At 60.8% G+C, this 25,864-nt stretch carries 22 protein-coding genes and 1 pseudogene; 11 read left to right on the top strand and 12 right to left on the bottom strand.

What is annotated here, in order from left to right:
- The first annotated feature begins 335 nt into the window (after positions 1-335).
- Positions 336-788 carry a hypothetical protein gene (locus tag WBP53_RS09265; protein WP_423928180.1) on the top strand — a complete coding sequence of 151 codons (453 nt, stop codon included), beginning with the start codon at positions 336-338 and terminating at the stop codon, positions 786-788.
- Positions 789-923: 135 nt separating this feature from the next.
- Here the strand turns inward: WBP53_RS09265 and WBP53_RS09260 are convergent, their stop codons facing one another.
- From WBP53_RS09260 to WBP53_RS09250, 3 genes are all read right to left on the bottom strand, one after another.
- The gene (locus WBP53_RS09260; protein ID WP_423928178.1) at positions 924-1,616 is read right to left on the bottom strand and encodes a Fe2+-dependent dioxygenase; all 693 of its coding nucleotides are present in this window, start codon (positions 1,614-1,616) and stop codon (positions 924-926) included.
- A gap of 31 nt (positions 1,617-1,647) precedes the next feature.
- Positions 1,648-3,972, bottom strand: coding sequence for a catecholate siderophore receptor Fiu (locus WBP53_RS09255; RefSeq protein WP_423928176.1), 2,325 nt, complete (start codon positions 3,970-3,972; stop codon positions 1,648-1,650).
- Between the two features lie 330 nt (positions 3,973-4,302).
- The gene (locus WBP53_RS09250) at positions 4,303-4,977 is read right to left on the bottom strand and encodes a hypothetical protein (protein WP_423928174.1); all 675 of its coding nucleotides are present in this window, start codon (positions 4,975-4,977) and stop codon (positions 4,303-4,305) included.
- A gap of 122 nt (positions 4,978-5,099) precedes the next feature.
- Between WBP53_RS09250 and WBP53_RS09245 the strand changes: the two are divergent.
- Positions 5,100-5,222: pseudogene (locus WBP53_RS09245) on the top strand (IS30 family transposase); the annotation flags it as partial.
- A gap of 131 nt (positions 5,223-5,353) precedes the next feature.
- Here WBP53_RS09245 and WBP53_RS09240 read toward each other — a convergent pair.
- The gene (locus WBP53_RS09240; protein ID WP_423928172.1) at positions 5,354-6,205 is read right to left on the bottom strand and encodes an AraC family transcriptional regulator; all 852 of its coding nucleotides are present in this window, start codon (positions 6,203-6,205) and stop codon (positions 5,354-5,356) included.
- Between the two features lie 160 nt (positions 6,206-6,365).
- Between WBP53_RS09240 and WBP53_RS09235 the strand changes: the two genes are divergently transcribed.
- From WBP53_RS09235 to WBP53_RS09220, 4 genes are all read left to right on the top strand, one after another.
- Positions 6,366-6,911: a carboxymuconolactone decarboxylase family protein gene (locus WBP53_RS09235; RefSeq protein ID WP_423928170.1), complete on the top strand. Its 546-nt coding sequence runs from the start codon at positions 6,366-6,368 to the stop codon at positions 6,909-6,911.
- A gap of 123 nt (positions 6,912-7,034) precedes the next feature.
- Entirely contained in the window at positions 7,035-7,583 is a 549-nt protein-coding gene (locus WBP53_RS09230) for a redoxin domain-containing protein (RefSeq protein ID WP_423928168.1), read from the top strand.
- A 147-nt stretch (positions 7,584-7,730) separates the two neighbouring features.
- Positions 7,731-8,210 (top strand): hypothetical protein, encoded by a 480-nt coding sequence (locus WBP53_RS09225; RefSeq protein ID WP_423928166.1) that lies wholly within the window; start codon positions 7,731-7,733, stop codon positions 8,208-8,210.
- A 185-nt stretch (positions 8,211-8,395) separates the two neighbouring features.
- The gene (locus tag WBP53_RS09220) at positions 8,396-9,118 is read left to right on the top strand and encodes an rRNA pseudouridine synthase (protein ID WP_423928164.1); all 723 of its coding nucleotides are present in this window, start codon (positions 8,396-8,398) and stop codon (positions 9,116-9,118) included.
- Positions 9,119-9,306: 188 nt separating this feature from the next.
- Here the strand turns inward: WBP53_RS09220 and WBP53_RS09215 are convergent, their stop codons facing one another.
- From WBP53_RS09215 to WBP53_RS09200, 4 genes are all read right to left on the bottom strand, one after another.
- Positions 9,307-11,331, bottom strand: a complete 2,025-nt coding sequence (locus WBP53_RS09215) for an amidohydrolase family protein (protein ID WP_423928162.1) — start codon at positions 11,329-11,331, stop codon at positions 9,307-9,309.
- 303 nt (positions 11,332-11,634) lie between these two features.
- Complete coding sequence (locus tag WBP53_RS09210) at positions 11,635-12,243, bottom strand: hypothetical protein (protein ID WP_423928160.1); 609 nt, start codon at positions 12,241-12,243, stop codon at positions 11,635-11,637.
- 244 nt (positions 12,244-12,487) lie between these two features.
- Positions 12,488-14,197, bottom strand: a complete 1,710-nt coding sequence (locus WBP53_RS09205; protein WP_423928158.1) for a M28 family metallopeptidase — start codon at positions 14,195-14,197, stop codon at positions 12,488-12,490.
- 107 nt (positions 14,198-14,304) lie between these two features.
- Positions 14,305-14,964, bottom strand: coding sequence for a hypothetical protein (locus WBP53_RS09200; protein WP_423928156.1), 660 nt, complete (start codon positions 14,962-14,964; stop codon positions 14,305-14,307).
- 212 nt (positions 14,965-15,176) lie between these two features.
- On the opposite strand from WBP53_RS09200, the gene gpmI reads away from it, so the two are divergent.
- The 5 genes from gpmI to WBP53_RS09175 all read left to right on the top strand — a co-directional run bounded on the left by gpmI (position 15,177) and on the right by WBP53_RS09175 (position 21,235).
- On the top strand, positions 15,177-16,706 hold the full coding sequence (gene gpmI, locus WBP53_RS09195) for a 2,3-bisphosphoglycerate-independent phosphoglycerate mutase (protein WP_423928154.1): 1,530 nt from the start codon (positions 15,177-15,179) through the stop codon (positions 16,704-16,706).
- On the top strand, positions 16,706-17,860 hold the full coding sequence (locus tag WBP53_RS09190; protein ID WP_423928152.1) for a murein hydrolase activator EnvC family protein: 1,155 nt from the start codon (positions 16,706-16,708) through the stop codon (positions 17,858-17,860). The genes gpmI and WBP53_RS09190 overlap by 1 nt, the downstream gene beginning before the upstream one ends.
- A gap of 221 nt (positions 17,861-18,081) precedes the next feature.
- The gene (locus tag WBP53_RS09185; RefSeq protein WP_423928150.1) at positions 18,082-19,494 is read left to right on the top strand and encodes a S41 family peptidase; all 1,413 of its coding nucleotides are present in this window, start codon (positions 18,082-18,084) and stop codon (positions 19,492-19,494) included.
- A gap of 133 nt (positions 19,495-19,627) precedes the next feature.
- Entirely contained in the window at positions 19,628-20,431 is an 804-nt protein-coding gene (locus tag WBP53_RS09180; RefSeq protein ID WP_423928148.1) for a hypothetical protein, read from the top strand.
- Between the two features lie 210 nt (positions 20,432-20,641).
- Positions 20,642-21,235 (top strand): hypothetical protein, encoded by a 594-nt coding sequence (locus WBP53_RS09175; protein ID WP_423928146.1) that lies wholly within the window; start codon positions 20,642-20,644, stop codon positions 21,233-21,235.
- Here the strand turns inward: WBP53_RS09175 and WBP53_RS09170 are convergent.
- The 4 genes from WBP53_RS09170 to WBP53_RS09155 all read right to left on the bottom strand — a co-directional run.
- Positions 21,228-21,827, bottom strand: coding sequence for a hypothetical protein (locus WBP53_RS09170; protein WP_423928144.1), 600 nt, complete (start codon positions 21,825-21,827; stop codon positions 21,228-21,230). The two genes, WBP53_RS09175 and WBP53_RS09170, sit on opposite strands and share 8 nt — an antisense overlap.
- Before the next feature lie 234 nt (positions 21,828-22,061).
- Positions 22,062-23,420 (bottom strand): 3-oxoacid CoA-transferase, encoded by a 1,359-nt coding sequence (locus tag WBP53_RS09165; RefSeq protein WP_423928142.1) that lies wholly within the window; start codon positions 23,418-23,420, stop codon positions 22,062-22,064.
- 226 nt (positions 23,421-23,646) lie between these two features.
- Positions 23,647-25,332: an alkaline phosphatase gene (locus WBP53_RS09160; protein WP_423928140.1), complete on the bottom strand. Its 1,686-nt coding sequence runs from the start codon at positions 25,330-25,332 to the stop codon at positions 23,647-23,649.
- An 86-nt stretch (positions 25,333-25,418) separates the two neighbouring features.
- Positions 25,419-25,864: glutamate synthase-related protein (locus WBP53_RS09155; RefSeq protein WP_423928138.1), on the bottom strand; the 446-nt coding region annotated here is incomplete at its 5' end.

Genomic DNA, 25,864 nt, shown 5'->3' with positions numbered 1-25,864 from the left:
CGAAGGCCACGGATTCAGCAAGAAGAAGAATCAGATCGAAGGGTACGGCAAGATCCTGGCCTTCCTCGATACCTATCTGAAGGGTGACGGAGTGGCTGCCCAGCCGTAGCGGAAAATTCAGCGGATGTCTGCACGACGACCAGCCGGGTTGCCTCTCGGCCGCCCGGTCAGTCCTTGATGGATCAGGAGATCTGCGAGCCGTGCAACGCGGTCTGAGAGCTTTGGCAGTGATCGTTCTTATCGCGTTCGCAAGCGCCGCAAAGGCTGAGGATCTCCCGGTGATCGGAGGCCCGTGCGAGGGATGTGAGTTCGCTCTGGTCGGCATGCCGAAGCACATGACATCGTCCTCGCGCATTGTGCCGCAAGGCAAGCCAGGCGAAGCGATGATCCTCGAGCGCGTCGTGCGTCTTGCCGATGGCACACCTGCGTCCGGCATCGTCGTCTACGCTTACCAGACCAATGCACTCGGCATCTATCCGAAGGCTGCGACGCGGCACGGCGGATTTCGTGGCTGGGTGCGCAGTGATGTCGAAGGCCGCTATGGATTCCTGACGATTCGGCCAGGCGCCTATCCGTCGCGTGACATTCCCGAACACATCCACATGCATGTCGTCGAACCGGGCAAGGGCACTTGCTACATCGACGACATCACCTTCAGCGACGATCCGTTGCAGGCCGATGCGCATCGTGCGCAATTGCACACTGAGCGCGGCGGACCGGGTGAAGCAGGCCGCAGCGCGACGACCAGGGCGTCTAGCTGGTTCATCGCGACATCATGCTCGGCATGAACATCCCTGGCTATCCGCGCTGACGAGAACCATCGTTCCTGGCCAGGATGGCAGCGTGTCGTAGAGATCGATGAACGGCAGCACGACGAATTCAGGCGATACACAATTGTTACTGATTGCGCTGATGCAGCGATCTCAGGTCTCGGCCCATTGGCGCAGCAGGTTGTGATAGACGTTGGTCAGTGAGAGCACGGACTTCTCGTCGGCACCGCTGTGGGTCAGCGTCTGGATCGCAACATCCATGTCGAACAGCAGGCGTCGTCGGGTGTCGTCACGGATCATGCTTTGCACCCAGAAGAACGACGCCAGCCGGGCGCCATGCGTGACAGGCTGGACCTGGTGCAGGCTGCTGGCCGGATACACGATCAGATCACCCGCTGGCAACTTCACCTCGTGTTCGCCGTAGGTGTCGCTGACCACGAGTTCACCGCCTTCATATTCGTCGGGCTCACTGAGAAACAGCGTACACGCGATGTCGGTGCGCAGATGGCCGGCATGCTGGCCGCCTGGCGAAGCAAGCGACATCACCGAGCCATCCACATGAAAGCCGTAGGTCCCGCCGCCTTCATAGCAGTTGAACCGCGGAGGCAGCGTGCGCAGCGGCAGGGCGGCAGCGAAGTACAGGGGGCTTGCGGCCAGTGCGTCGAGGACGACCTGGCCGAGCTCCTGGCGCAGCGGGGAGGCATCCGGAAGCTGGCGATTCCGTTTTACCCGCGCTCCCTGCGCGCCCACCGTTTCCTTTCCATCTGTCCAGTTGGCAGACGCAAGCGCAGAACGAATTCTGGCGACCTGCGTCTTGTCGAGTACGTCGGGAACATGCAGCAACATGGCGTGCCCTTTGGCGCTCTGACGCGGTTGGTCAGAAGCTGAGGTTGGCTGTCAGCAGGAACGAACGTGGAACACCCGGCGTATAACGATAACCGCTCTTGTTGATGGCGGCCACGTACTCTTCATCGAACAGATTGTAGGCGTTCAATTGCAGGTCAACATGTTCGTTGAATGCATAGCTGACGACAGCATCGACGACCCAGTAGCTGTCGGTCGATTCCGGAGTGCCGAGTGCACCATCGGTTCCACGCTTGAGCGCACCGGAATAGCGGACGCCACCGCCGATGGTCAGGTTGAACGGCAGTCGATACGTGGTCCACGAGGTGAATGCGTGTTCCGGCGTATAGGTGAGTCCGGCAGAGCCATCCTGGGCTACGTTGGTACCGTCGACCACATCGGCATCCATGCTGGTGTATCCGGCGGAAATCGACCAGTTCGGATTGATGTTGCCAACGACACCAAGCTCGATGCCTTGAACGCGCTTTTCGCCAGTCTGGTAGTAGTTGAGATCAACCGGATCCTGCACGAGCTCGTTGGTGATGTTGGTTCGATAGAGTGCAGCGCTCAGGAACAGTTTCTGGTCGATCAGTTCCCACTTGGTACCGATTTCCGCGGTGTCGGATTCCTGCGGGTCGTAGATCGGATTGTTGAGATTGTTCGCAGAGGCGCTCAGCTCCAGCGAGCCACCACCCGGAGGTTGTTGGGATATTTCGTAGTTCGCGTAAATGCTGCCGTTCTCGGCCGGCTTGTACAACGCACCGAGTTTCCAGCTGAACAGGTTGTCGCGAATGCGGTCATCGACGCCGGTGATCAGGGTGCCCGGCGGGAGATCGCCGCAAACCGGCGCGCCACGCGATCCACATATGACCACGCTGTCGAAGTCGGTTTCATAGTTGTCCAGGCGTGCGCCGGCGTTAAGTTGCCATTGCTCGTTGAGCGTCACCGTGTTGAAGGCGTACACGGCAACGGTGTCGCTGCTGCCGGAGTACTTCGCGCCCGTGGGCCCCCAGGTCAGTCCAGTCACGTCAGGATTGGGCGCATAGATGTTGGCAGCAGGCCAGCTTGTGTCATCGAGCACGCCGATTCCCTTGCCGTCGAGTTCTTCGCGTGACAACTCGATACCTACGCTGAGATCGTTTTCGACAGAACCCGATTCCATGTGCATGAGCAGGTTGGTCTGGTTGGCAAGGATGTCATAGACCTGGTCCTTGAACGTTGGAATGCTGCGCGTCATGGACCACGTTGTCGGGTCATTCAGATCGGGCGTGACGATGCTTTCGGAATTGCCTCGGTAGGCGGTGAGCATGTAGTCCTGCGAATTGCGTCCCCAGCGGGTCGTGTTCTGCAGCGCCATGCCATTGTCGAAATCGTGTTCGACGCGCGCCGTGAACATGTTCGAGTCGGCATTGTCGTAGTCAGAAGTGGTGCCATAGAAGTTGTCGGGGTCGACCATCGGCGCTTCGCCGATCTGCGGGCGTTCCGGATCCGGTGAGGTGTAGCCCGGGAGGCCGATCGTGAAAACACCGCCATCAGGGAGGTTTTCCTGCTTGACGTACAAGTAGTTGAGGTAGAGGCGCGTGGTGGTACCCAGACCAAAAGCCAGAGAAGGCGCAATGCCCCAGCGGTTGTTCTCGACCTCGTCGCGACCGGGGACGCCGCTATCCTGGGCCATGACGTTGAGGCGGAAAGCCGAACTGTCGTTGATGCTGCTGTTCCAGTCTGCTGTCATGCGCTGCTGGCTGTCAGTGCCCAGCGAGATGGCCGCAGAAAGTGCGTTGCCGGCCATTGCCTGCTTGGACACCATGTTGATCACGCCGCCGGGTGCGGATCGACCGTAGTCGGTACCGGCCGCGCCCTTGGTCACCTCGATCTGATCGATATTGAACAGGTCTCGTGATGCCGTGCCGAGATCGCGCATGCCGTCGACGAAGATGCTCGACGAGGCATCGAAGCCGCGCAGGTTTACCGCATCGCCGGTCGTCGTATTGCCGTTTTCACCGACATAGAAGGTGCCTGTGCCGGGGCTGTTGCGCAGCGCCTCAGTCAGCGTTGTCGCCCCCTGGTTGTCGAACAGCTGGCTGGAGATGACCTGGATGGTCTGCGTGGTATCGACCAGCGGCTTCACGAACTTGGGCGACGCCAGTTCATCGACCTTGTAGCCGTCGTTTGAAAATCCTTCGACCGAGATCGTGTTCAACTCAGCGGCATTGGCCGAATCAGGCATCAAGTGCTCGTTCTGGGCGAGCGCTGCCGATACCGGAAACGCCAGTGCCATTCCGGTGGTCAGTGCGGCGAGTAGCGGCTGGTTGCTCGAGCGTAGGGTGTTTGCGTGCTTGCGGCTCTTGATCGGTGACATGGACGATTCCTGGTTTGATGTTTCCGGGTTGGCTGCAAACGGCTGGCCCAGGCCGAACAGTCAGGCCGACAGACCGCCAACACCGCACATCGGGGCTGATCGGCCATCGCGGCCCGGTCCGTTGAAGTACGGACTTATCGGGGGGAGAAGACGAGCGGGATTAAAACGCAAATGCGAATGAGTTGCAATACGTCACAACAGCAAGGCAGGAAAGGATCGTGCCGCGCATGGAGCAATCAGGTGGACAGATTTCGATACGTGCCACACACACGCGAAGAACGTCGTGCATCGGACGAGATGGCGGATACGGGGGGTACCTTGCCTGCCAGTTCAACCTGCCGTTTGCGCGTCTTCTTTCAGTTCAGAGAAGAGCCTATGCCTGACATACGCAGCGGTAGATGGATCCAGGGCGGTGCGAACAACGCGTTCGAAAGCGGACTCCATCCGGTCGCGATGGGCTTGATTTGTCGTGCGCCAACATTCGGCCAGGCCTTCGGCAAGAGACGCCTTCGACAGTGCGCACGTAACCAGGTCCGCATTCGCCTGGGGATGCCACCCTACGCTCGCGAGCAACGTCACCGCACCTGCGGTGCCTACGAAGTTGCCCTCGTCCCCCTGAGGGGTCTCGCCAGAAAGAGCCCTGGTCATGATGGCGTCCAGACAGGATGCAAAAAGAAAAAGCGCTCCTCTTGCTACATCCTTGTTCGATTCATCTCTCTTGAGCAAATAGGCCGACTCGATCGCGTCGGTCATCGCGTGCTTGAGCTCACCGGGGCGCAACTCGAAATCTTGAAGCATTGCCTGCGTGCGAAGTGCCGATGCAAGGGCGCACAGATACGCGTAGAGATTGTTTGTCTTGATGCCGCCGCAGGTATCAAGCCGCAAGGTGCGGCCTGTCGCAGCTGCAAACCTGCGAAGATTCTGTAAACGTGCGCGCCGATTCAGTTGCACGGCAACAACAACCGCCATTACCGCCAACAGCAGCAAGAACAGGCTGATCAACACAGACGAATTCTCCTGAATCAATTCCCTGGAACGGAGCACACCCGGAAAAGCGCCGCGAAACTCAAGCTACCCTGCACTATAGCCGGTTCGACCGGGATGGCCCGTGTAGCGGCGGGCCCGTATCAATTGTTTCCCAAGCCAAGCTAAATGCCGTAGCGCGACAATTGAACGATCGGCCAAGGAAGACGCTAGGCTATGAAACACCCGCTGATAAATATCGACAAGCTGTTGCGTCGACGGGTTGAATCCAAGACGAATCCCTGTCACCGGTTTGGCTGAAGATCCCCGGGTCGGCGCGCTGCTAGCGTTCAATTGATCAGGTCAGCGTGAACGATAGCGGCATCCAGTCGGGCCAAACCGCGTGGCTCGGTGGTCTTCAATCGCACGATTGCAGCCAGGCGCGCGGCGATACGCCAACTGTCTGGACGAAGCTGCGCGACAAGGCGGACGCGCTGCTGAATCCGAGTTGATGGCTGGTCGCCTTGATCGACAGGCCACTCTTGAGCAGCGACTTGGCGATCGATATGCGCCAGCGCTGCAGGTAGGCCACCGGCGTCGAACCGATCACTTCATGGAACGTGGCAGCGAAGGCGCTGCGTGACATGCCAGCGATCTCGGCCATCGAGGTCAGCGTCCAGGGCCCTTCCGGATGCTCGTGGACAGCCGTCAGAACCCTTGCCAGGCGTGGATGGGACAAGCCAGCCAGCAGCCCTTCCTGCAAACCGACTTCATGCGGATGATCAAGCAGCCAGCGAAGCAACTGCAGCAGAAGCACTTCGAACAGGCGGTCGGCAAGCAGACGATGGCCGCAACGTACGCGCGCGGCTTCGGCGAACAACAGGTCGAGGGTTTGCGCGAGCCCATCAACCCGATCCAGTGGAAGGACGACGACCGGCGGTAGTGCGGCCACGAGTGGATGCTGCGATCCGCCCTCGAAGTTCAGCGTTGCGCAGACCAGATCCGAGCCGTCTACGGGCGGGTTCTCGAACGCATGTTCAATCGCGCGCGGGTAGAACAACAGGGTCGGCTCGGACAGCGCTACGCGCACGGGCGTTCCGTCTGCGGAGCGATGGCTGACCACCATGTTGCCGCGCTTGAGCAGGTGCAGGAACGCGCGACCGGGCTTTGCGTCGAGTGTAGTCAGGCCACATAGCGCGCCACTGTGAAACAGGTGTGCGTGAACACGGAAGCGCTCCAGCATCGATGAAAGACGATCAATCGATTCCACGGCAGGTCACTCATGATTGGACGAAATGAGTCATATCATGGACTAAATGAGCCTCATAGTCCTGAATTCTTCTGCATACTTCGGTCAGGCGAACGATCGGGAGCGAAACCCCTGCCGGGCGCCGAATGTCCCCCAATCCCCAGAAATCAGGAGTACAGCCATGAATCGAGTCCCCTTGATCGACCGCAGTTCCACTTCACCCGACCGCAAGAGCGTGCTTGATGCCATCAATGGCGCGTTTGGAGCCACGCCCAACATGTTCCGGGCCGTGGCCAATTCACCGGCCGCGCTGAACAGCCTTTGGGGTTCGTTTGGCGCCCTCGGTAGCGGCGTGCTCGACCCCAAGCTCGCTGAGCAGATCGCCGTGGCGGTGGCCAATCGCAACGCCTGCGAGTATTGCCTGGCTGCTCACACGGCGTTGGGCAGGAAGGCCGGGGCGAGTGCCGGGGAAATGCGCGAGGCGCAGTTGGGAGGATCGGCAGATCCCCGCACCCGGGCGGCCTTGCAATTCGCGCTCAAGCTGGTTGACCAGCGCGGACAGCTTGATGACGCAGACGTGAGCACGCTTCGCAGCGCCGGCTACGACGACGAGCAGATCGTCGAGATCGTCGCCCATGTTGCCCTGAACCTGTTCACCAACTACGTCAATATCGCGCTTTCCGTTCCGCTTGATTTCCCGGCGGTCACGCTGAGCAAGGCAGCCTGAACCTGATTCGCTTCACACCGGCTTGCGGCGACGCATTGTCGTTGCAAGCCAACTTCTGACCGTGGCGACCTTCGCTGACGTGCTGCCAAAGACTTCACTCCCCGCAATCACACGGAGCGCACCGTGAACTCGAACAATCCGCTTGCACCAGAGATCGAAGCCAGTGACTGGCTCAATACGGACAGACCCTTGTCACTCGCCGGGTTGCGTGGACGCGTGGTGGTGCTGCACGCGTTCCAGATGTTGTGTCCGGGCTGTGTGTCGCATGGCCTGCCGCAGGCAAGGCGCATTCGCGAGGTGTTCTCCGAGGAGGATGTTGCAGTCATCGGCCTGCACACCGTATTCGAGCACCATGACGTCATGGGTGCAGACGCACTGCGCGTATTCGTGCATGAATACCGAATCGGATTTCCAGTTGGAATCGACAAGGCCGCAGGCAACGGAGGCATTCCGTTGACCATGCAGAACTATGCCTTGCGCGGGACACCAAGCCTGCTTCTGATCGATCGCCGTGGACACCTGCGCTTGAACCACTTCGGGCGAATCGATGACCTGCAAATGGGTGCGCTGATTGGCCAATGGGTGAATGACTCTGCTGATTCCACTTCAGCTTCCACTTTCACGGCAGACGATGTCGCCCCTGGCCGCTGCAGCGTTGAGCGAAATTCCTGACTGACGCTCAGCCGCAATGTCGCAGAGCGATCTGCAGGGCCTGGCGCACGCGCAATCCCAAGAAGTGTTCGCAATGCACGCCCTGCGGCGCTATAACCATGGATGCCGCACGCGGCCCAATGAGCGCCATCACGCAGGAGGAAGATCATGAATCGTTCCGCACTTGCACCACTTGGCTTGCTTGCCCTTCTGGCAGCAACAGCTGCCGCCCAGGCCGCCGATTCGGCATCAGGTGCCGTAAGTCTGGAGAACGTCGATTTCACCGTGGTCGACGGGCTCGCCTTCGCGAATCGGGAAGGGCTTGCCATCTCCCTGTCGAGCACCGATTTCGACAAGCAAAAAATGCGCAAGGACGGCAAGGTGGATATCTTCGACCGCATGCGCCACAGCGGGCAGGTCGTGTCGATCAATATCGACAAGGGCAAGCCGACCATGTGCGTCGACTACGCCTTCCAGGAGGGCGACACCGCTAGCAGCGGCAGCTATTGCGAAACCGGCGTGGCCGATGCAGTCGAGATTACCCGGCTCGATGACAATCGGGTTGCCGGCAGCATGAACTGGAACAACGGGAAGGACACCACGATTGAGGTCACGTTCGATCTTGCCATCGAGCCGGATGGCAAATGACGGCGACCCGGAGTGGCAGCGGCTACTCACGCAAATCGGGCCGAATTCGAGGTTGGGCCGTGCGATCGGCAAGCATGCCGGCAGGGGGCAGTAGGTCGGGCCTGATGTGGCAAAGTGGTGATCGGAGCTGCGTTGCCGGATCGAGGTCGTACACTGCAGGCATCCCGCACTGCTGAAGTACCGCAATGACTGAAACTGTCCGCCTGTCAAAACGCGTCGCCGAACTCGTCGGGTGCTCGCGCGCCGATGCCGAACGCTATGTCGAAGGGGGCTGGGTTTCCGTCGATGGGGAACTCGTGGATCGACCGCAACACAAGGTGACCACCGAGGCCGTCACGATCGATGCGGATGCCAATCTCGCCCCTCCGGAGCCGGCCACGATCCTCTTGCACAAGCCAGCTGGCTACGACGCGATCACCGGATCGAATCCCGCGTCCGCGCTGGCAGTTCCATCCGCGCGCTGGGCCGACGATGCCAGCGGCATTCGCCTGTTCAAGCGCCATTTCGCCAATCTGACCCCGATGGTGCCGCTTGATCGTGATGCCAGTGGCCTGATCGTGCTGACCCAGGACGGGCGCGTCTGGCGTCGTCTGTCCGAGGATGGTGACGAGATCGAGCACGAGTACATTGTCGAAGTCAGTGGCGAAATGGCTCCCTGGGGTCTGCGCCGACTGAATCATGGTCTCAGCTACGAGGGGCGCGAACTGCCGCCGTGCAAGGTCAGTTGGCAAAACGAAATTCGTCTGCGCTTCGCCATCAAGGGCGCTCAGGGCGGACAACTGCGTGACATGTGCCGACAGGTCAACCTGCAGGTTGTCTCGATCCGCCGCATCCGGGTCGGCCGTATCCCGCTCGGCAAGATACCGGAAGGCGCATGGCGCTACCTCCCTTCGGGCGAGCGCTTCTGATATCTCCCTGCCGGCAGACTTGTCCTCTGGCGTGAGACTGGTTGGGTTGATTCGGCCCTGAACCCAAGCCGTCCCGCTGCGACATGGCGTTCTCCCGCCATTCGGCCACCGCGCCTCAAGTACCGCTCTACAGAAACGAAGAAGCCGCATCAACTGCGGCTTCCCCTGTTTGCGACGGTATGCGCTGGTCAGTCTGCGGTCTTGACCAGTTTGGGCGATGTCGCAAATGGCTTGATGCCGAAATGCGGATAGATTTCGGCAGGGAAGTAGACAACGCCGCCCTTGACCACCATGCGTACCTGTCCGATCGCCTTGAGGTCCTCGGTCGGGTCACCGGGGACCAGCAGGAAATCGGCCAGCTTTCCCTTCTCGATCGAGCCAAGGGATTGATCCCGCCCCAGGTATTCAGCCATGTCGAACGTTGCCCTCCTGAGCACCTCGGCGTTCGAGAAGCCGATCATCTTGAACAGTTCGAGTTCGCGATGCAGGGTGAAGGATCCGCCCATGTCGGTGCCGGGTATCAGCAGGATTCCGCGCTCGCGCATCATGCGCAAGGTGTCGAGGATCTGTTTCCAGGCACCTTCGTAGGCTTCGGAATCTCCTTCGCCCGACGCATCGATCCAGGCCAGGCGCGCGTCGCGCTGTTCGCTGATCGGCATGTTCTCGATGGTGGCGGCCAGGCCGGCGGGAACCTCGCCATTGCGGCCGAGCAGCAGGCGTTCGTGGATGCCGATCGTGGGCTCGACGGCAACGTGCTTCGATGCGATGTGCTGCAGGGTCTGCTGCACATCCTCGGATTGCAGGTCGAGTGGCGGCAGGCGCTTGAGTGCGGTCAGACGCAGCAGGGTGCGCGTATCCTCGCCGGGCTCGAGAACCCAGCCCAGCATGATCTGGTTGATGTGGGTGAGTTCGTCGTAACCGGCATCGACCATTGCGTCGGCGGTCGAGAAGGCGGGAACGTGGCCGCTGACGCGCATGCCCAGTCGATGAGCTTCCGCTGCATTCTGCCTGGCCCAGTCCGGATTCATGCTGTTGTAGAGCTTGATCTGCCAGTAGCCGCGCGCCGCGTACCAGCGCACCGCATCGAGTGCGGTCTGCTGGTCGTGCACGAGGATGCCGTTGTTGTTGTTGAACGGGCTCTTGCCCTCGATCATGCCGCTGCGCGTGATGCGCGGGCCGGCCATGACGCCCTGGTCGATCTTGCGGATCAAGGTATCAAGCACTGCGTTGTCGTTGCCCATGTCGCGCATCGAGGTGACGCCCGCAGCGATGTTGAGCAAGGCCTGCTCGCTGGAAAGATGTCCGTGCATGTCGTTGAGGCCGGCGATCACGCTGCCGCCCTCTCCATCGATCACGACCTCGCCCGGTGTAGTCGGGCTGTCAAGAGGCTCCACGCTGCTGATGTGCTCTCCGCTGACAACGACGGAAACGGGTTCGCTAAGTTTGAGCGATTGCGGGTCAAACACACGCACGTTGCGCAGTCGGATGGGTGCGTCGTAGTGATGCGCGGTTTCCCTCTGGATGGTCTCGAAGCGTTCCGTCGCCAGTCGGTCAGCCACGCCGCGCAACCTCGCCTCTTCATCCTCATAGCCTTTGCGGATGACGATGAACTTCGAGGAAATCAGCGCAAAGAGCGCCTTGTCCTTGTCAAGCAGGACATAGGAAGGATTCAGGTCAAGTCCGTTCAGCGCGTAGGCTTGAACTGAAAGTGCGCCGGGCTTGCCCTTGACCGATATTTCCTCGCCTTCGGAAAGCGTAAGTGTCCCGGCCGGGAGCGCGGGCAGGCTGCGATCGGCATCGGCCAGCAGTGCGCGTGCATACATTCCGAGACCCCAGGGGCTACTACCCTGGGCGATATAGATTGATGGCTGCGTGACGGACTTGCTGCCGACACCGGTAGAGTCGGTCCAGCTAGCCATGTTGCCTTCGCGGTTGAAGCGTTCGTCAATCTTGTTGCCGAAGGTCGATGCACCCGAGATGGTCCATGAGGTCGGCAGTCCCGCCTGGTCGAGAGTGATGGTCTCGGCGATGGTCGGGCCGCGACCATTGCTCTTGTAGTCGTAGTCGATCTGGATTGCGCCATTCTTCTCGACCGCATCCAGATGCCCGATGACCGTCCCGCCACGAATCACCGAATACGATTCGTCGCCAAGAGCTGCCTGGGTCGAGAATGCCCAAATGCCAGCAAGCACGATAGCGAGTGCGATCTTCATTCACGCTTTCCCCTGTCCGGACAAGACCAACTACTTTGCCCATCGAGTGGATGCTCTGCAAGCGTGAAGGCATCCACTGCCGTACGTCTCGGCAGGCGCTTCCAGAAGCACCGAACGCCTTGCACGGAGTGAGGCCAGCCAGAATCAGCGAGGGATCCGTCAGGCCTGCCAGGCGAACCATGCATCACGATGGCTCGTCAGTTCCGGTTTGCCGGCTATCTGCACGCAAGAATCGAAAATCGGCAGGGAGACAGGAGGATCCACTGTTTTCATTGCCGAAAGATGGTCCAGCTTCGCGTCGAATCAGCTGCCGTCGCTGGCTTTCAGGGTCAATTCGGCCCATTGCTCGGGATCGGCGGCATTCCACTTGCGCAGATAATCGTTCTTCTTCTCGCGGATGTCGGCCTCGTGTTCACGAAACCACTGCTCGCTCTCGGGCGTATTGCTTATCCAGGCAGTGTCGGCCATCCATTCGCGGAAGTCCGCTGATCCGATGTTGCGATCTGCCGTTGGGTCGGTATGGATGGGGAGCAGCGAGAATCTCGCCTTCCAGAATCCCGGGCGCGGACTGACCAGTGCGTAGTAGGTCTTGCCGGCTTCGAGATGGGCAATCATGAAGTCTGCATTCTCACCGACCACCATGAACAGATGCTCGCCGGGATCGGCCTGCCATCCAATCTTGGTGCCGCTCGAAACGATGCCGATGAACTGGTCCGAATCCTTTCCGGTCTGATAGACCGATGACTGGACTGCGCCACCGAAGTTCGATACGCGAAGGAACACGATCATGGCCTTCCCTGGAGCAGGGACGGGTGCCGCGCTTGCGCCATCGCTACGAACCATCTTCGAAGACTGGCAGCCTGCAAGGCTGGCAACAAAAAGCAGGGCCACGGCCCAATGCATGATGCGCATCACTGGATTCCTTGAGATTGGGAGAAAACGGAAAACAGCGGCTACTGTATATCAGGAATGGAATCGCCGTCCCGGTCACAGGCAGCGCTGCATCCGACCGGCGGCGCAACGGCCGTCATCCGAATCTCCCTCCATGAGACCGGGCCGCGCGAGGATGGCCCTGCAGCCACGGCTGCATTTCCCCCTTCGGCAATGCCATTGGGCGCGGTTCGTAGCTGCGAACCGCGCCATTTTTTTGCGGGGCTTACTCGGCAGCGGCCGGTCGCGAGAAATCGGCGCCGGGCTTCCACTGCGGGAACGTTGTTTCATCGGCCAGCTTGCGGCCCACTGCGTACAGCGCTTCAAGATCGGCAACCACGCCACGATAGTCCCAGTTCGGATCGTAGTTGTCGGCCGGCTTGTGGTAATGGTTGGTCGTGTAGTCGTGGGAAGCGGCACGACCGGCCTCCTCGCCGCCGTCGACCAGATCAAGTCCACCCGATGCATAGAGTGCAGGCACGCCGGCACGTGCGAAATTGACGTGATCGGAACGGAAGAAGAATCCCTTCTCGGGCTCCTCGTCACCGTTGATGACGCGTCCCTGTGCCGCGGCCGCTTCAGCAATGTATTCGTCAAGCTCGGACTGGCCGAGTCCGATCACCGTGACATTTTTGGTCGGTCCGATGACGCCCATCGCATCAATGTTGATGTTGGCGGCAATCTTTTCCGCTGCGACCGGTGAATGAGCTACCAGGTACTGGGCGCCGAGCAAGCCGGATTCCTCCAGGGTGACCGCAGCAAAGTAGACCGAACGCTGTGGCGCTGGCTTCTGGTCCGCGAAGGCCTCGGCGATTTCAAGAATGGCTGCGACGCCGGTCGCATTGTCGATGGCACCGTTGTAGATCTGGTCGCCGCTGAGCAACTCGTCCTTGCCCAGGTGATCCCAGTGCGCGGTGTAGACGATGGCTTCATCCGGTCGCTCGCTGCCGGGCAGGTAACCGACGACGTTCTCCGAGCTGGTCACGTCGACCTTGCTCTGGAACTTCACCGAAAGCCTGGCATCGAGGCTGACCGGCTTGAACCCGCGAAGATCGGCACTCTTCTTTAGTGCGGCGAAATCGGCGCCAGCGGCGGCGAACAGCTCGGTGGCCGCTTCCTCACTGAACCAGCCAGCCGTTTCAAGCCTCGGTGCCGGGTCTTCGCTGGCCGGCAACGACAACTGCGCGCCGGTCCAGCCGTTCTGAACGATGGCCCACGGATAGCCGGCTCCGGGCGTCTCGTGCACGATAAACAGCGCAGCAGCACCCTGACGCGCAGCTTCCTCATACTTGTAGGTCCAGCGGCCGTAATAGGTCAGGGTCGGCCCCTTGAACAGCTCGGGATCCTGATTGCCCCAACCCGGATCATTGACCAGCACGATGACCGTCTTGCCCTTGACGTCAATGTCGGCATAGTCGTTCCAGTCCGGTGCCGAGACGCCGTAGCCGGCAAAAACGATTTCGGAGTCCGCCAGATCGACAGCGGTGCTGCCATTCAGACTGCCGACCACCATGTTCTCGCCGATGCCGAAACGTGCCGAGGCCACGGTCCCTTTCACTTCGACGTGGACGCCCTCGGGATCGATTACTTCGGTCTGCATCATCGGCACGGTCTGGAACCAGCTTCCGTCCACGCCCGGCTTGAGGCCGATGCGCTCGAACTGATCCTTGATGTACGCGGTGGTCATGCGCTCGCCAATCGTGCCGGGCTTGCGTCCTTCGAACTCGTCAGATGCGAGCTTCTTGAGGCGCGCGGCGAAATCTTCGGCACTGATCGCCGCCGAGAACTGGCCGTCGCTGGTGGGCTGCACCGGATCGGGTTTGCTGCTGGCGGCGGCTGCCGGTTCTGCAGGTGTTGCGGCGGGTTTGGCCGGTTCCTGCTGATTGCAGGCGGCGAGAACTACGACGATCGCGCTGACCAGGGCGATACGAACCATGGGGCATCTCCGGTTGATGGGCAATCGGTCATTCTAGCCCGCCGGCTGACCGTTTCGCCTGCAACCAGGTCCGGCCGCCTGCGGCCGGCCCGTATATTCTGCATCAATCAGGGGTTTTCGCCGGCGAACTTGACTGGTGTGGCACCCCTGACCGAGCCAATACTTGCGCTGTCACTGACCAGCAGTTCGACGTCACGCTCAAACTCAAGTGTGCCCTTGACCACAGCACGCGGGCCAATCACGACGCGTGGCGGTTTGCTCGAGCCGAAGTTGAACCAGCTGTTCGATTTTTCGATCAGGATGCCACCATCGACGATCGAATCTGCGCCGATCTCGATGTCACCGCTGACCGACTGGATGCGTCCGCCAACATGCGCTGCGCGCAGGCGGATGTCACCGTTCACGTTGGCGAGATCACCGCTGACATCGGCTCCGTTTTCCAGAACCAGGGATCCATTGACGGTTTCGACATCCCTGGATACCCGGGATTGGCTGCCAATCGTGATGCGTCCATTGACTGTATCGGCCGACCGGATGCTCGCGTTGTTGCCGACATCGATCGACCCGTTGACGGTCCCCACTTCGTTGGCCTGGACATTGTCGCCGAGTCGGATCGAGCCGTTGACGGTACCGAGATCGCCAACCGTTTCGCCCGATTCGATGCGAATCGAGCTGTTGACCTTGCTGATGTCTTCACTGGCCAGCGCGCTGGACGCAACGATGGCCGAACCGGCGATCAGCACTGAAAGGAAAATGGGACGCAGCATGGTGATTCTCCTGATGGTTTGCCGATGTTTGGATGCAGATTCTCGCGACAGGGTTTAGTCACGACGTTTTTATTCGGTTCCGCTGATCAGGAGTGCGCGTCTGCAACTGCGGCCTTGCCTGTTCAATGGCGTATCGATCATGGATTGCCCGCTTCCGGTACCATTTCCGTTCGTGCAGGGTTTTCCCTGCGAATCGAAACGCGAGCTTGCCCATGCCCCGACCGAAACCCGTGCTGCTGCTGATCCTCGATGGCTGGGGTCACCGCGAGGAAACCGCACACAATGCCATCGCCATGGCCGATTGTCCCAACTGGCGAAAGTTGTTGGCGGAATGTCCGCACGCCCTGGTCGACACCCATGGCCTGAGCGTGGGCTTGCCGGAAGGGCAGATGGGCAACTCTGAAGTCGGCCACATGAACATCGGTTCCGGGCGCGTCGTCTACCAGGACCTGACCCGGATTGATGCAGCGATCGCAGAAGGCAGCTTTGCCAGCAACCCTGCACTGCGTGAGGCCTGCGCGGCGGCCAACAGGAACAACGCCTGTCTGCATGTCTTCGGATTGCTTTCGCCGGGCGGCGTGCACAGTCATGAGCAGCACATTTTCGCGATGATCGATGTCGCCGCGAATGCGGGTGTCGCACGCATCGCCGTGCACGCGTTCCTGGATGGTCGTGATACGCCGCCGCGCAGCGCCGGCGATTCGCTGCAGCGCCTGCAGGCCAAATGCGACGAACACCCTGCAGCACGAATCGCGACGATCAGCGGGCGCTACTACGCCATGGATCGCGACCAGCGCTGGGATCGCGTCAAGCTGGCGTGCGATGCGATCGTGGATGCGCAGGCTGATCATCACGCGGCAACGGCGCGGGACGCCCTCGATGCCACTTACGCGCGCGATGAAAATGACGAGTTCGTGCTGCCTACCGTGATCGGTACCGGCGTGCCAATGGAAGATGGCGACGCCGTCGTGTTCATGAATTTCCGTGCAGATCGCGCGCGCCAGCTTAGCCGGGTCTTCGTCGAGCCGGATTTCGATGGTTTCGCTTTCGCGCGCAAGCCGAAACTTTCGGCGTTCGTCACCTTGACCGAATATTCCGCCGATTTGCCGGTGACTGCGGTTGCATTCGCAGCGCAGTCGATGGAAAACACGCTCGGCGAAGTGCTCGCCGGGCATGGTCTGAGCCAATTGCGAATCGCCGAAACAGAAAAGTATGCCCACGTGACGTTCTTCTTTTCCGGCGGACGCGAGGCAGCATTCACTGGCGAACAACGCATCCTGATTCCGAGCCCCCAAGTTGCCACTTATGACCTGAAGCCCGAAATGAGCCTCCCGGAGCTGACTGATCGGCTGGTGGCCGAGATTCGGGCTCGTGCTTTCGATTTCATCGTCTGCAATGTGGCCAATGCCGACATGGTCGGACACAGCGGTATCGAGGCTGCCGGTATCGAAGCGGCCGAGGCCATCGATCTCGCATTGGGTCGGATCGCCGAGGCCATCCGCGAAAGTGGTGGTGAAATGCTGGTTACGGCGGATCACGGCAATCTGGAACAAATGGTGGATGATCAGGGCATCGCGCATACCCAGCACACCGTGGGGCCGGTACCGCTGGTCTATGTCGGGCGCAAGGCAAAGCTTCGCAACGGTGCCTTGCGTGATCTGGCACCGAGTGTGCTGGCCTTGATGGGGATCGAACCTCCCGCGCAGATGACGGGCAGCAGCCTCGTAGAATTCGTCGATTGATGCCGATCCGGATCCTCGCAGCGCTCGCCCTGAGCCTGGCTCTTGGGGCCCAGGCGCAAAACCGGCCCGACCCGGCATCTATCAGCGAGAAGGAGGCGCAGGCGCGCCTTGAGTCGGTTCGTGCCGAAATTCGAGCGCTATCCCAGGCCGTGCAGGCCACCGACAATGAGCGCAGTGAGGCAACCCGGGCGCTGCGTGCGCTGGAGACCGCCATTGCCGACAGCATCGGTGAAGTGCGCGCCATCGACGAGCAACTGGCAAGCCAGAAGGAGAAGCTGGCCGAGCTCGAACAGACGCGCACCGGACTATCGGAGAAGCTTGCAGCCCAGCGCGAAGCGCTTGCCGTGCTGTTGCGCTCAGCGTATGCGCTGGGTCGCAGCGAGGAGCTCAAGCTGCTGTTGCAGCAGGAAGATGTCGGTGAGATCGCACGCGTGCTTGCCTATCATCGATATTTCCAGCGCGCTCGTGTCGAGCGCATCGACGATCTGCTGGAAGACCTGAACCAGCTCGCGGTTGTGCAACTGGCGATCGAGCAGCAGAACCTCGAGTTGGATGCGACCCGCGCCCAGAGCGAGCAGGAAGCTGAAGTCCTGCGCGGGCAGCGTGTCGAGCGCGAGGCAATGCTGGTGGAACTGGATCAGAGGCTGGACTCACAGCAAGCGCGACTTGCGCTGATGGCCAAGGATGAAAAAGGTCTGGTTCAGCTGCTCGAGCGCCTGCAGGATGTCTTCGCGGATATTCCTGAACAACCTGACGGCGCGGAACCGTTTGCCCGCCTGCGTGGTCAATTGCCCATGCCGGTCGATGGCACGGTGCTGGTTCGTTTCGGCGGCAACGATACGAATGGCCGGCGCCTGTCCGGCTGGCTGATTGGCGCAGCGAGCGGCACGCCGGTCAAGGCTGTTGCGCGCGGACGCGTAGCCTATGCCGATTGGCTGAAAGGCTACGGCATGCTGCTGATCCTGGATCACGGCGATGGCTACATGAGTCTGTATGGATACAACGATTCGCTGCGCCGGGACGTCGGTGACTGGGTATCGGCGGGCGAAATCGTCGCCACCACAGGTTCCAGCGGTGGTCAGCGATCCGCTGCCCTGTACTTCGAACTGCGCAATCAGGGCAAGGCGGTCAACCCGAAGTCCTGGTTGCGCTGAACAAGGTGTTGCACGAGATTGCGGAAAATCGCTGTGTCTGCCTTGAAATTCACCGGTTTCATGCCGATACCTTCATTCTGCAGGCTGCTTGTGGCGGTTTCCTGCGGGCACTGCCCTCGCCACCCGGCCACCGCGCGATCACGCGAGTCATCCCGTGACGTGCGTTGGATCGAGCCCCTGCCCACTCGCGCTATGATCAGCGCGACACTTTCGAGGTTTTGATGATGTTCCCGCGTTTGCCTGCTTCACTGCTGACACTGGTCAGTGCTCTCATGTTCTGCGCTGTTGTCCATGCGGCAGATCCGGCGCCTGCGGGCGAAATGCCGGACGATGAACTCCATGAAAGCATGGCCGGGCAAGACGTCGATGCTGGCGAAAAGCCAACGCCCGCTGGCCAGATCAGCCTGGATGATGTGCGCAAGTTCACCGCCGTGCTGAGCCTGGTCAAGCAGGCCTATGTCGAGGAAGTCGACGATCACGCTCTCATGCAGGCGGCCATCAAGGGCCTTCTGGTCGGCCTCGATCCGCACAGTGAATACCTGGAGGCCGGTGCGCTCAGTCAGCTCACCGAAGACACTTCCGGCAGCTATGTAGGCCTCGGAATCGAAGTCACCACCGTTGACGGCGCCTTGCGCGTGATTGCACCCATTGATGACACGCCGGCTGCACGCGCGGGTATCAAGTCCGGCGATTCCATCCTGCGCATCGACAACGTGCCGATCCAGGCCGAGAACCTGAATGACGCCGTCGACATGCTGCGCGGCCCGCCGGGCACCGACGTCACCTTGTCGATCCTGCGCGAAGGCAGCAACTTGCCTCTGGACATCAAGCTGAAGCGGGAAACGATTCGGGTCGCCAGTGTGCGCGGGCGCATGCTTGAGCCCGGCTATGCCTATCTGCGTATCAGCCAGTTCCAGGCCGAAACCGGCACCGACCTGCGCAAACGAGTCGCACGCCTGCGCAAGGACAATGGCAAGCCGCTGAGCGGCGCCATCCTCGATCTGCGCAGCAATCCCGGAGGCCTGTTGACCTCGGCTGTCGAAGTCAGCGACCTGTTTCTTGATGCGGGTGGCATCGTCACCACCAAGGGCCGGATCCGCGAGGCCGAAATGGCTTTCCGCGCGACCCCGGGCGATGCCCTGGAGGGTGTGCCGCTGGTGGTACTGATCGACAACGGCAGCGCGTCGGCGGCGGAAATCGTCGCCGGTGCACTCAAGGACAATCATCGCGCCCTGCTCATGGGCAGGCGCAGCTTTGGCAAGGGGTCGGTGCAGACCGTGCTTACCCTGGACGACGAACACGCGCTCAAATTGACTACGGCCCGCTACTACACGCCGAGCGGCGTATCCATTCAGGCATCTGGCATCCAGCCGGACATTGTCCTGGCCGATCTCGCCCTGAGCGAGAACGAAGGACAGGCTCTGGCCGGCATCAGTGAGCGGGACCTGCGCAATCACCTGAAGGGGGATGATGATCCCGAGAATGAGGTTGCGCCGGTCGTGTTGACCCCGGTTCGGTCGGGCGCGCCCAGCGATTACGCCCTCAGCGAGGCCCTCAACGCCCTCAAGGCGATGGCCTTGCAGCGTCGCCAGGCACCCGCCGCCACGGTTCCTGAAGGCCAGGGCAAAGGCTGAACGTGGAAGAATCCGGCATTGCCGGTGGTGTCGCGCACCCATTCAGTGGCTCACGCGGTAAACTTGCGGACTATTCGACCCGCCAAACTGGTAGGTGGCGAATCGTCCTGAATTTGATGAGAGGGTTTGAGGAATGAAGAGTCGCAATCTCGCAGCCGCCCTGTGCTGCCTCGGCGGATCCCTGTTCGCCACGGCATCCATGGCCCAGCAGATTTACAGTAACGGACCCTTCATAACGAACCCCGGCGCGCATGTGCCCAGCGGTGATGTCAGCCTGGCCCAGGATGTCACCTATCCTGGCTATACCATGCTGGGCATGAACGCCGGTCCGAACTTTCGGCTTGCCGACGATTTCTTCGTGCCCGCAGGGCATATCTGGACTGTCAACAGCGCAACCCTGTATGCCTACCAGTTCGGTTCGGATGGTGCGGATTTCACCGATGCACGCGTGATAATATGGATCGGTCAGCCGGATGGATTCGCGAGCATCAAGGTGTTTGACGGCACGGCCGAGAATCTGCTCGTTTCGACAACACCCGTCGCCTATCGATCGGCGCAGTCCTTCTCCGCGCCCTACAGCAACAGCGATCGCCGGATCGTGGCCATTTCCATTGCGCTCCCCGATCTCGAGCTTTCCGGGGGGCAGTACTGGCTTGACTGGCAGCTGAAGGGACCGGATCCGGGAACCAGCGTGTTCACGCCGCCGGTCAGCATCCTCGGCCAGCCCTATACGTCTGTCGATGGTTTCGCACGCAAGAAGTGCCCGGCTACGGTGGAAGATCCCAACGACAGCTGCGCCACCTCGCCAGGCCAGTGGCAGTTGTTCGAGAATGGTACGGCGCCCTATCTGGTCGACCTGCCGTTCGTCATCAACGGCGTCGACATCGAAAACGTGATCTTCAACGACGGCTTCGATACGCCTGATCCAACGCCTTGATCCTATTCTGAACCTGGTGTTTCCCGGCAAGCATGCGTGTCCTGCAGGCGCATGATCTGAAGGCCTCCGTTCGCGGATGCGCTGCGGCTCACAGCAATCCGCATGCCGGGTCCCAAAAGGCTGAAATTCCCGCCGCTGCGCTCCAGCTTGCCATTGCTGTCGGCCTCGGGAACACTGGATTCCCGTGATCAGGCATGTGCCCGCTGACTGATGTCGCCACTGACAGTCGAACTCGCCAGCCACTATGTGCATGTACGCGTGCTGCTGGGCATGGTTGTCGGTCTGGGTCTGACTCACCTCATCCGCAATTTCGCCCGCATCATCGATCGACCGGTTCGCTTGAAGGCCTACTGGATCCACCTGCTGTGGGCGATCTCGATGTTCATCTACCTGCTGCACTTCTGGTGGTGGGAGTTCCGACTTTCCCACACGGTCGAATGGACCTTCGAGATCTACCTGTTCGTCACCGTGTACGCCTTGCTGCTGTACCTGCTCTGCACGATCCTGTTCCCCGACGTGCTCGAAGAGGGCAAGGACTACCGCAGCCTCTTCTATGACCGCCGGGCCTGGTTTTTCGGATTGCTGGCGCTGGCTTACATGGTCGATTTCGTAGACACCCTGATCAAGGGCGAAGCATATTTCCGCGCCACAGGCAGCGAATACATTGTTCGCAACCTGGGCTACGTTGCGATGTGCGGCGTCGCAATCGCGACACGCAATCCGGTCTTCCACGGCTTCTTTGCCTGCGTGGGACTCGCCTACCAGGTATCCTGGATCATCCGCCAGTTCCAGACGCTCAACTAGCGGGCTGAATCGTGATCACGTTGACATCCACGGCCTTGCATTCGTTGTCCGTGCAGGTGCCGCTGATCCACACCTCGCCCTGGCCAAGCATGACTCCCTGCGCATTGACCAGCACATCCGCATAGCTTGTCTCCACGATCGCCTTGACGATGGCAGGCGTCATGAACGCCTCATAGTGCTTTTCGAATGCAGCAGCATCATCAAGCGTGAGCTTGCGACCCTTGACATCCACATCAATCGGAAACCGTACAAGCTTGGCGGCCGAACTGGCATCGTGGCTTGCAACCGCATGCTTGAAACTGTCGATGACTTTCCGGTAAGTCGCATGGTCGCCGAGCACCTCATCGATGGTTGCATCGACTGCCGCTGCCGACGAGTCCGACTCTGTCGCGGGTTCCGCATCAGTATTTGGCACAGGCTCTGTTGCGTGTACTTCAGTGGCGGCTGTTTCGGTTGCCGGCATCGCGGTAGCCGGGGCCTGGACACGTGTGGAGACCGGCGCTTCGGTCTCCTGCGATTGGCAGCCCGCGATCAGGCTCAGTGACAAGCCAAAAAGTGCGCCAGCGCATCGCAGGCGCAGGGAAGCAGTCATCTGGCGACTCCAATCGGTGAGTTGACCAGATGAGCTTACACCGAACCGGATTCATGCCTTTTCCAACCACGAAGCGGAAACGCGGGAAGCGCATCCGCCGTTCCGGTACTCGGCCATCGCAGGGATGGGTGTCGAACCCGCCCCCTCGCGCCTGTCCACCTGCTTCCGCAAGGCAGTGCCGATCGGAACGAAGATCCTCGCTGGCGAAAATGTCTCGAGAAAATCAGGCGGTCGTCAAGCCACCCCGGCAGCTACCTTGAACGGGCAGCCGGTCTTCGACTTCACGTCGTCAAGCGTGACTCCGGGATGCAGTTCGGTCAGGGTCAGGCCGCCACCTTCGGCAACATCGAACACGCAAAGATTGGTGATGATCATGTCGACGCAGGCCTTGCCTGTCAGCGGCAATTCGCACTGCTTGAGAATCTTCGGCGAACCATCCTTCGCGGTGTGCTCCATCAGCACAACGACACGCTTTACGCCGGCGACCAGATCCATCGCGCCACCGGGGCCCTTGACCATCTTGCCCGGAACCATCCAGTTGGCGAGGTCACCGTTCTCGGAGACTTCGAGTCCGCCGAGAATTGAAAGATCGATATGCCCGCCGCGGATCATCGCGAACGAATCAGCACTCGAGAAGAAGCTGCTGCCCGGAATTGTCGTGATGGTCTGCTTGCCGGCATTGATCAGGTCGGCATCGACGGTGGCTTCAGTCGGGAACGGGCCGATGCCCAGCAGGCCATTTTCCGATTGCAAGGTGACGCTGACGCCATCGGGAATGTAGTTGGCCACCAGGGTCGGAATGCCGATGCCGAGGTTCACACAGAAACCGTCCTGCAATTCCTTCGCAGCACGTTGTGCCATCAGTTCGCGTACCGGATTTTCCTTGCCAGTGGGCGCAGCACCGGACAGGGTGCGAAATTCGATGCGCTTTTCATACTTGGCACCCTGGATGATGCGGTCGATGTAGATTCCCGGAGTGTGGATCTGGTCCGGCTCCAGCGTGCCGGTTTCGACCAGTTCCTCGACCTCGGCAATGGTGGTCTTGCCGCAGGTCGCAATCATCGGATTGAAGTTGCGTGCGGTCTTGCGGAAGACCAGGTTGCCGAACTTGTCACCCTTCCACGCCTTGACGATCGCGACTTCGGCCTTGATCGCCGGCTCGAGGACGTAATCAATGCCATCAAACTCCTTGGTTTCCTTGCCCTCGGCGAGCTTGGTGCCGTAGGCCGTGCGTGTATAGAAGCCCGGGATGCCGGCTCCGCCTGCGCGCAGGCGCTCGGCCAGCGTACCTTGCGGAACCAGTTCGAGCTCCAGCTCGCCAGCCAGCACCTGGCGTTCGAACTCCTTGTTCTCGCCAACATAGGAAGCAATCACCTTCTTCACCTGCCTGGTCTTCAGCAGCGGGCCCATGCCGAAATCATCGACGCCGGCGTTGTTGCCCACGATGGTCAGGCCCTTGGTGCCTGCATCGAGCAACCCCTGGATCAGGTTCTCGGGAATACCGCACAAACCGAAGCCGCCGGCGGCAATCGTCATGTTGTCAGACAGCAATCCTTCGAGGGCTGCGTTGGCGTTGGCATAGACTTTCTTCACGGCGGAATCCTTTGGTTGGCTAGCCGAAACGGGGCATCGGGACGAGCCCGGCATCCGGCAGCAGAAGGGAAGCAGACCCGCAGCCTAGTACGAGGCGCGAGGCGGTTCAATGCGACCTTTCGGACAATGGACCTGGCAGGCGAAAACGGGCGGGTGCCTGCATGCGGCACGGACTATTGCAAGGGGCGGAATTCGGACTGCAGACAGTGACTGCGCCACTGGCTGTCTAGTGATCGCGCAATTCATCGAGATCGGGCAACTGATCGGGTACGCCTGGCATCTTGCACGTGTTGATGTCGCACAAGAGCGAACGCATGGCCGGACTCGCTTGCACCATCAGGTGGAACACGACGTTCTGCTCGATCGACCCATGCACGCCCTCGGCTCCCGGTCCTAGCGCATAGACGGCAACATCCTCACCCGAATGTGTCTCATTGGCCATCGGAATGCCTGCCTCTTGCAGGAAATCGGCTGCGCTGGTGTCGACCTCGTCGAGATCCGGTCGTTGCGATACAGAAGATTCGAAGCGTGCGGGCTCGTGTGGAAACTGTTTGAGGCCACTGGCCTGGTCGCTGGATTGGGCGACATGTCCCGGACCGTTCGCATAATTGAGCGTCGTGTAACTGCGGCCAGCGCCATCCTGACTGGTGGCAGTCGCCGATTCTCCCTTGTCGTTGTGTCCCCGGACCTTGCCAAGAATCGGATTTCCGCGTAGTGGATAGCCGGCCATCGTCAACGTATGGCCATGATCGGCAGTGACGATGATCAGTGTGTCATCAGCGTCGGTCAGGGATACTGCGGCGCGGACGGCATCCGAGAATGCAATCGTCTCGCTGAGTGCGCGGAAGGCGTTGCCGCGATGGTGGGCATGATCGATGCGCCCTCCCTCCACCACGAGAAAGTAGCCCTTCGGTCTGGATTGAAGCAGGCGAATGGCTGTCCGGGTCATGTCCGCCAGGCCGGGTTCACCCGAAGCATCGTTGCCGCGGTCGTGCTCGTAGCGAAGGTGGTTCGGCTCGAACAACCCCAGCACCCGCGCCTCGGGAGAGGGAACGATTGAATCAAACTGCGCGGCATTCCAGACGAACGCCGTATTCGGCTGCTGCAGCCAATCGGCGATCAAGTCGCGTCCGTCGGCGCGCATGCCTCGACTTGAGGGGTATTCCGGATCCGCCTTCGTGTTCGGCAGAAATCCGCGACGGCCTCCGCCGAAGGCGACATCAATGCCGCCGCCCAATGCGTAGTCTGCGAACTGGCGCGCGATGTCGACACATCCAGCTTCACGCGCCTCCGCTGGCATCGCGGAGTCGAACTCCCAGTCGCGTTCGCTGGAATGGGCGTATCCCGCCGCGGGTGTTGCGTGGGTCAGGCTGGTCGTGGTGACGATGCCGGTACCCAATCCCGCTGCACTTGCCAATTCGAGTGCGGTGACCGATTCATTGCCGATACCGGATGCGCAATCGCCGCGTCGCGCGCGCTGGTTGACGCTGAGCAGGCCGAATCGCGTCTTGATACCGGTCATCATCGCGCTCATCGTGCCCGCCGACTCCGGCGTCTGCGCATCGACCCCGTAGGTGCGACTGAATGCGGTGTAGGGAAACTCTTCGAAGGCGAGTCTATGTTCCTCGCCATGCGCTCCCTGACGCTGTCCTTCCAGGATGCGCGCGGCAGCAATCGTGGTCATGCTCATGCCGTCGCCGACAAATAGAATGATGTTCCTTGCGCTTCCCGCCGACTTGCCCCGCGCGTCCCGGGCCGCCATCGCGCCATCCCGGAACCACTGGTCCGGCGTTTCCGTCCGGTATGCCTGAGTTGCTGCCTGGGCGCTGCCATCGGTGGCGACCAGTGTCACCAGCATTGCAGCCATGGCCGCGGGCAACCTGCCACTCAGGCGCGAAAAACATGGAAGCATCACTTGATCTCCATCCGGAACTCCGCATTTTTGCAGAGGCGGATGGCTGTGACGTTACAGTGCCCATGCCAGGCGCGAACTACTCCTCAGATCTCCTTGCTCCAGCGCAATTCCGCAACGCCATCGGGCGGTGCGAAACTGTCGGCGCGGGCTGTCGGCCAGAATTGCTGGAACACGGCGTGTTGCGGAACCGCATCCAGCAGGTCGCCAGGCTTGAGGAATGAATAAAGGGTGCCTAGCGAGCGAATTTCCTTGCCCGAAATGCGTCGGATGATGTGCTCGGGTCCCAGCTCGCCGGGGTGGGACAACCCGGCCGCCCCGATCAGCTCGGCCAGCGCACGCAAAGTGTTCTGATGGAAATTCTTTACCCGTTCGGCCTTGTCCGGCACGTGCAGGGCACGCCAGCGTGTCTGGTCCTGGGTCGCAACGCCAGTCGGGCACTTGTCGGTGTGGCAGGTTTGCGACTGGATGCACCCCAGCGCAAACATGAAGCCGCGCGCGGAGTTGCACCAGTCGGCGCCGAGGGCCAGGG

Origin of the sequence: Dokdonella sp. (assembly GCF_049593775.1) — a bacterium.
Taxonomy (GTDB): Bacteria; Pseudomonadota; Gammaproteobacteria; order Xanthomonadales; family Rhodanobacteraceae; genus Dokdonella.
This window is presented reverse-complemented; position numbering and strand designations above follow the sequence as displayed.

Excerpts from the sequence above, each read along its gene's own strand:
- WBP53_RS09190 (WP_423928152.1), top strand. The coding sequence starts at position 16,706 with ATGCCGATCCGGATCCTCGCAGCGCTCGCCCTGAGCCTGGCTCTTGGG.
- WBP53_RS09255 (WP_423928176.1), bottom strand. The coding sequence starts at position 3,972 with ATGTCACCGATCAAGAGCCGCAAGCACGCAAACACCCTACGCTCGAGC.
- WBP53_RS09170 (WP_423928144.1), bottom strand. The coding sequence starts at position 21,827 with ATGACTGCTTCCCTGCGCCTGCGATGCGCTGGCGCACTTTTTGGCTTG.
- WBP53_RS09175 (WP_423928146.1), top strand. The coding sequence starts at position 20,642 with ATGTCGCCACTGACAGTCGAACTCGCCAGCCACTATGTGCATGTACGC.
- WBP53_RS09210 (WP_423928160.1), bottom strand. The coding sequence starts at position 12,243 with ATGCGCATCATGCATTGGGCCGTGGCCCTGCTTTTTGTTGCCAGCCTT.
- WBP53_RS09205 (WP_423928158.1), bottom strand. The coding sequence starts at position 14,197 with ATGGTTCGTATCGCCCTGGTCAGCGCGATCGTCGTAGTTCTCGCCGCC.
- WBP53_RS09265 (WP_423928180.1), top strand. The coding sequence starts at position 336 with ATGACATCGTCCTCGCGCATTGTGCCGCAAGGCAAGCCAGGCGAAGCG.
- WBP53_RS09220 (WP_423928164.1), top strand. The coding sequence starts at position 8,396 with ATGACTGAAACTGTCCGCCTGTCAAAACGCGTCGCCGAACTCGTCGGG.
- WBP53_RS09180 (WP_423928148.1), top strand. The coding sequence starts at position 19,628 with ATGAAGAGTCGCAATCTCGCAGCCGCCCTGTGCTGCCTCGGCGGATCC.
- gpmI (WP_423928154.1), top strand. The coding sequence starts at position 15,177 with ATGCCCCGACCGAAACCCGTGCTGCTGCTGATCCTCGATGGCTGGGGT.
- WBP53_RS09185 (WP_423928150.1), top strand. The coding sequence starts at position 18,082 with ATGATGTTCCCGCGTTTGCCTGCTTCACTGCTGACACTGGTCAGTGCT.
- WBP53_RS09200 (WP_423928156.1), bottom strand. The coding sequence starts at position 14,964 with ATGCTGCGTCCCATTTTCCTTTCAGTGCTGATCGCCGGTTCGGCCATC.
- WBP53_RS09260 (WP_423928178.1), bottom strand. The coding sequence starts at position 1,616 with ATGTTGCTGCATGTTCCCGACGTACTCGACAAGACGCAGGTCGCCAGA.
- WBP53_RS09215 (WP_423928162.1), bottom strand. The coding sequence starts at position 11,331 with ATGAAGATCGCACTCGCTATCGTGCTTGCTGGCATTTGGGCATTCTCG.
- WBP53_RS09160 (WP_423928140.1), bottom strand. The coding sequence starts at position 25,332 with ATGCTTCCATGTTTTTCGCGCCTGAGTGGCAGGTTGCCCGCGGCCATG.
- WBP53_RS09225 (WP_423928166.1), top strand. The coding sequence starts at position 7,731 with ATGAATCGTTCCGCACTTGCACCACTTGGCTTGCTTGCCCTTCTGGCA.
- WBP53_RS09235 (WP_423928170.1), top strand. The coding sequence starts at position 6,366 with ATGAATCGAGTCCCCTTGATCGACCGCAGTTCCACTTCACCCGACCGC.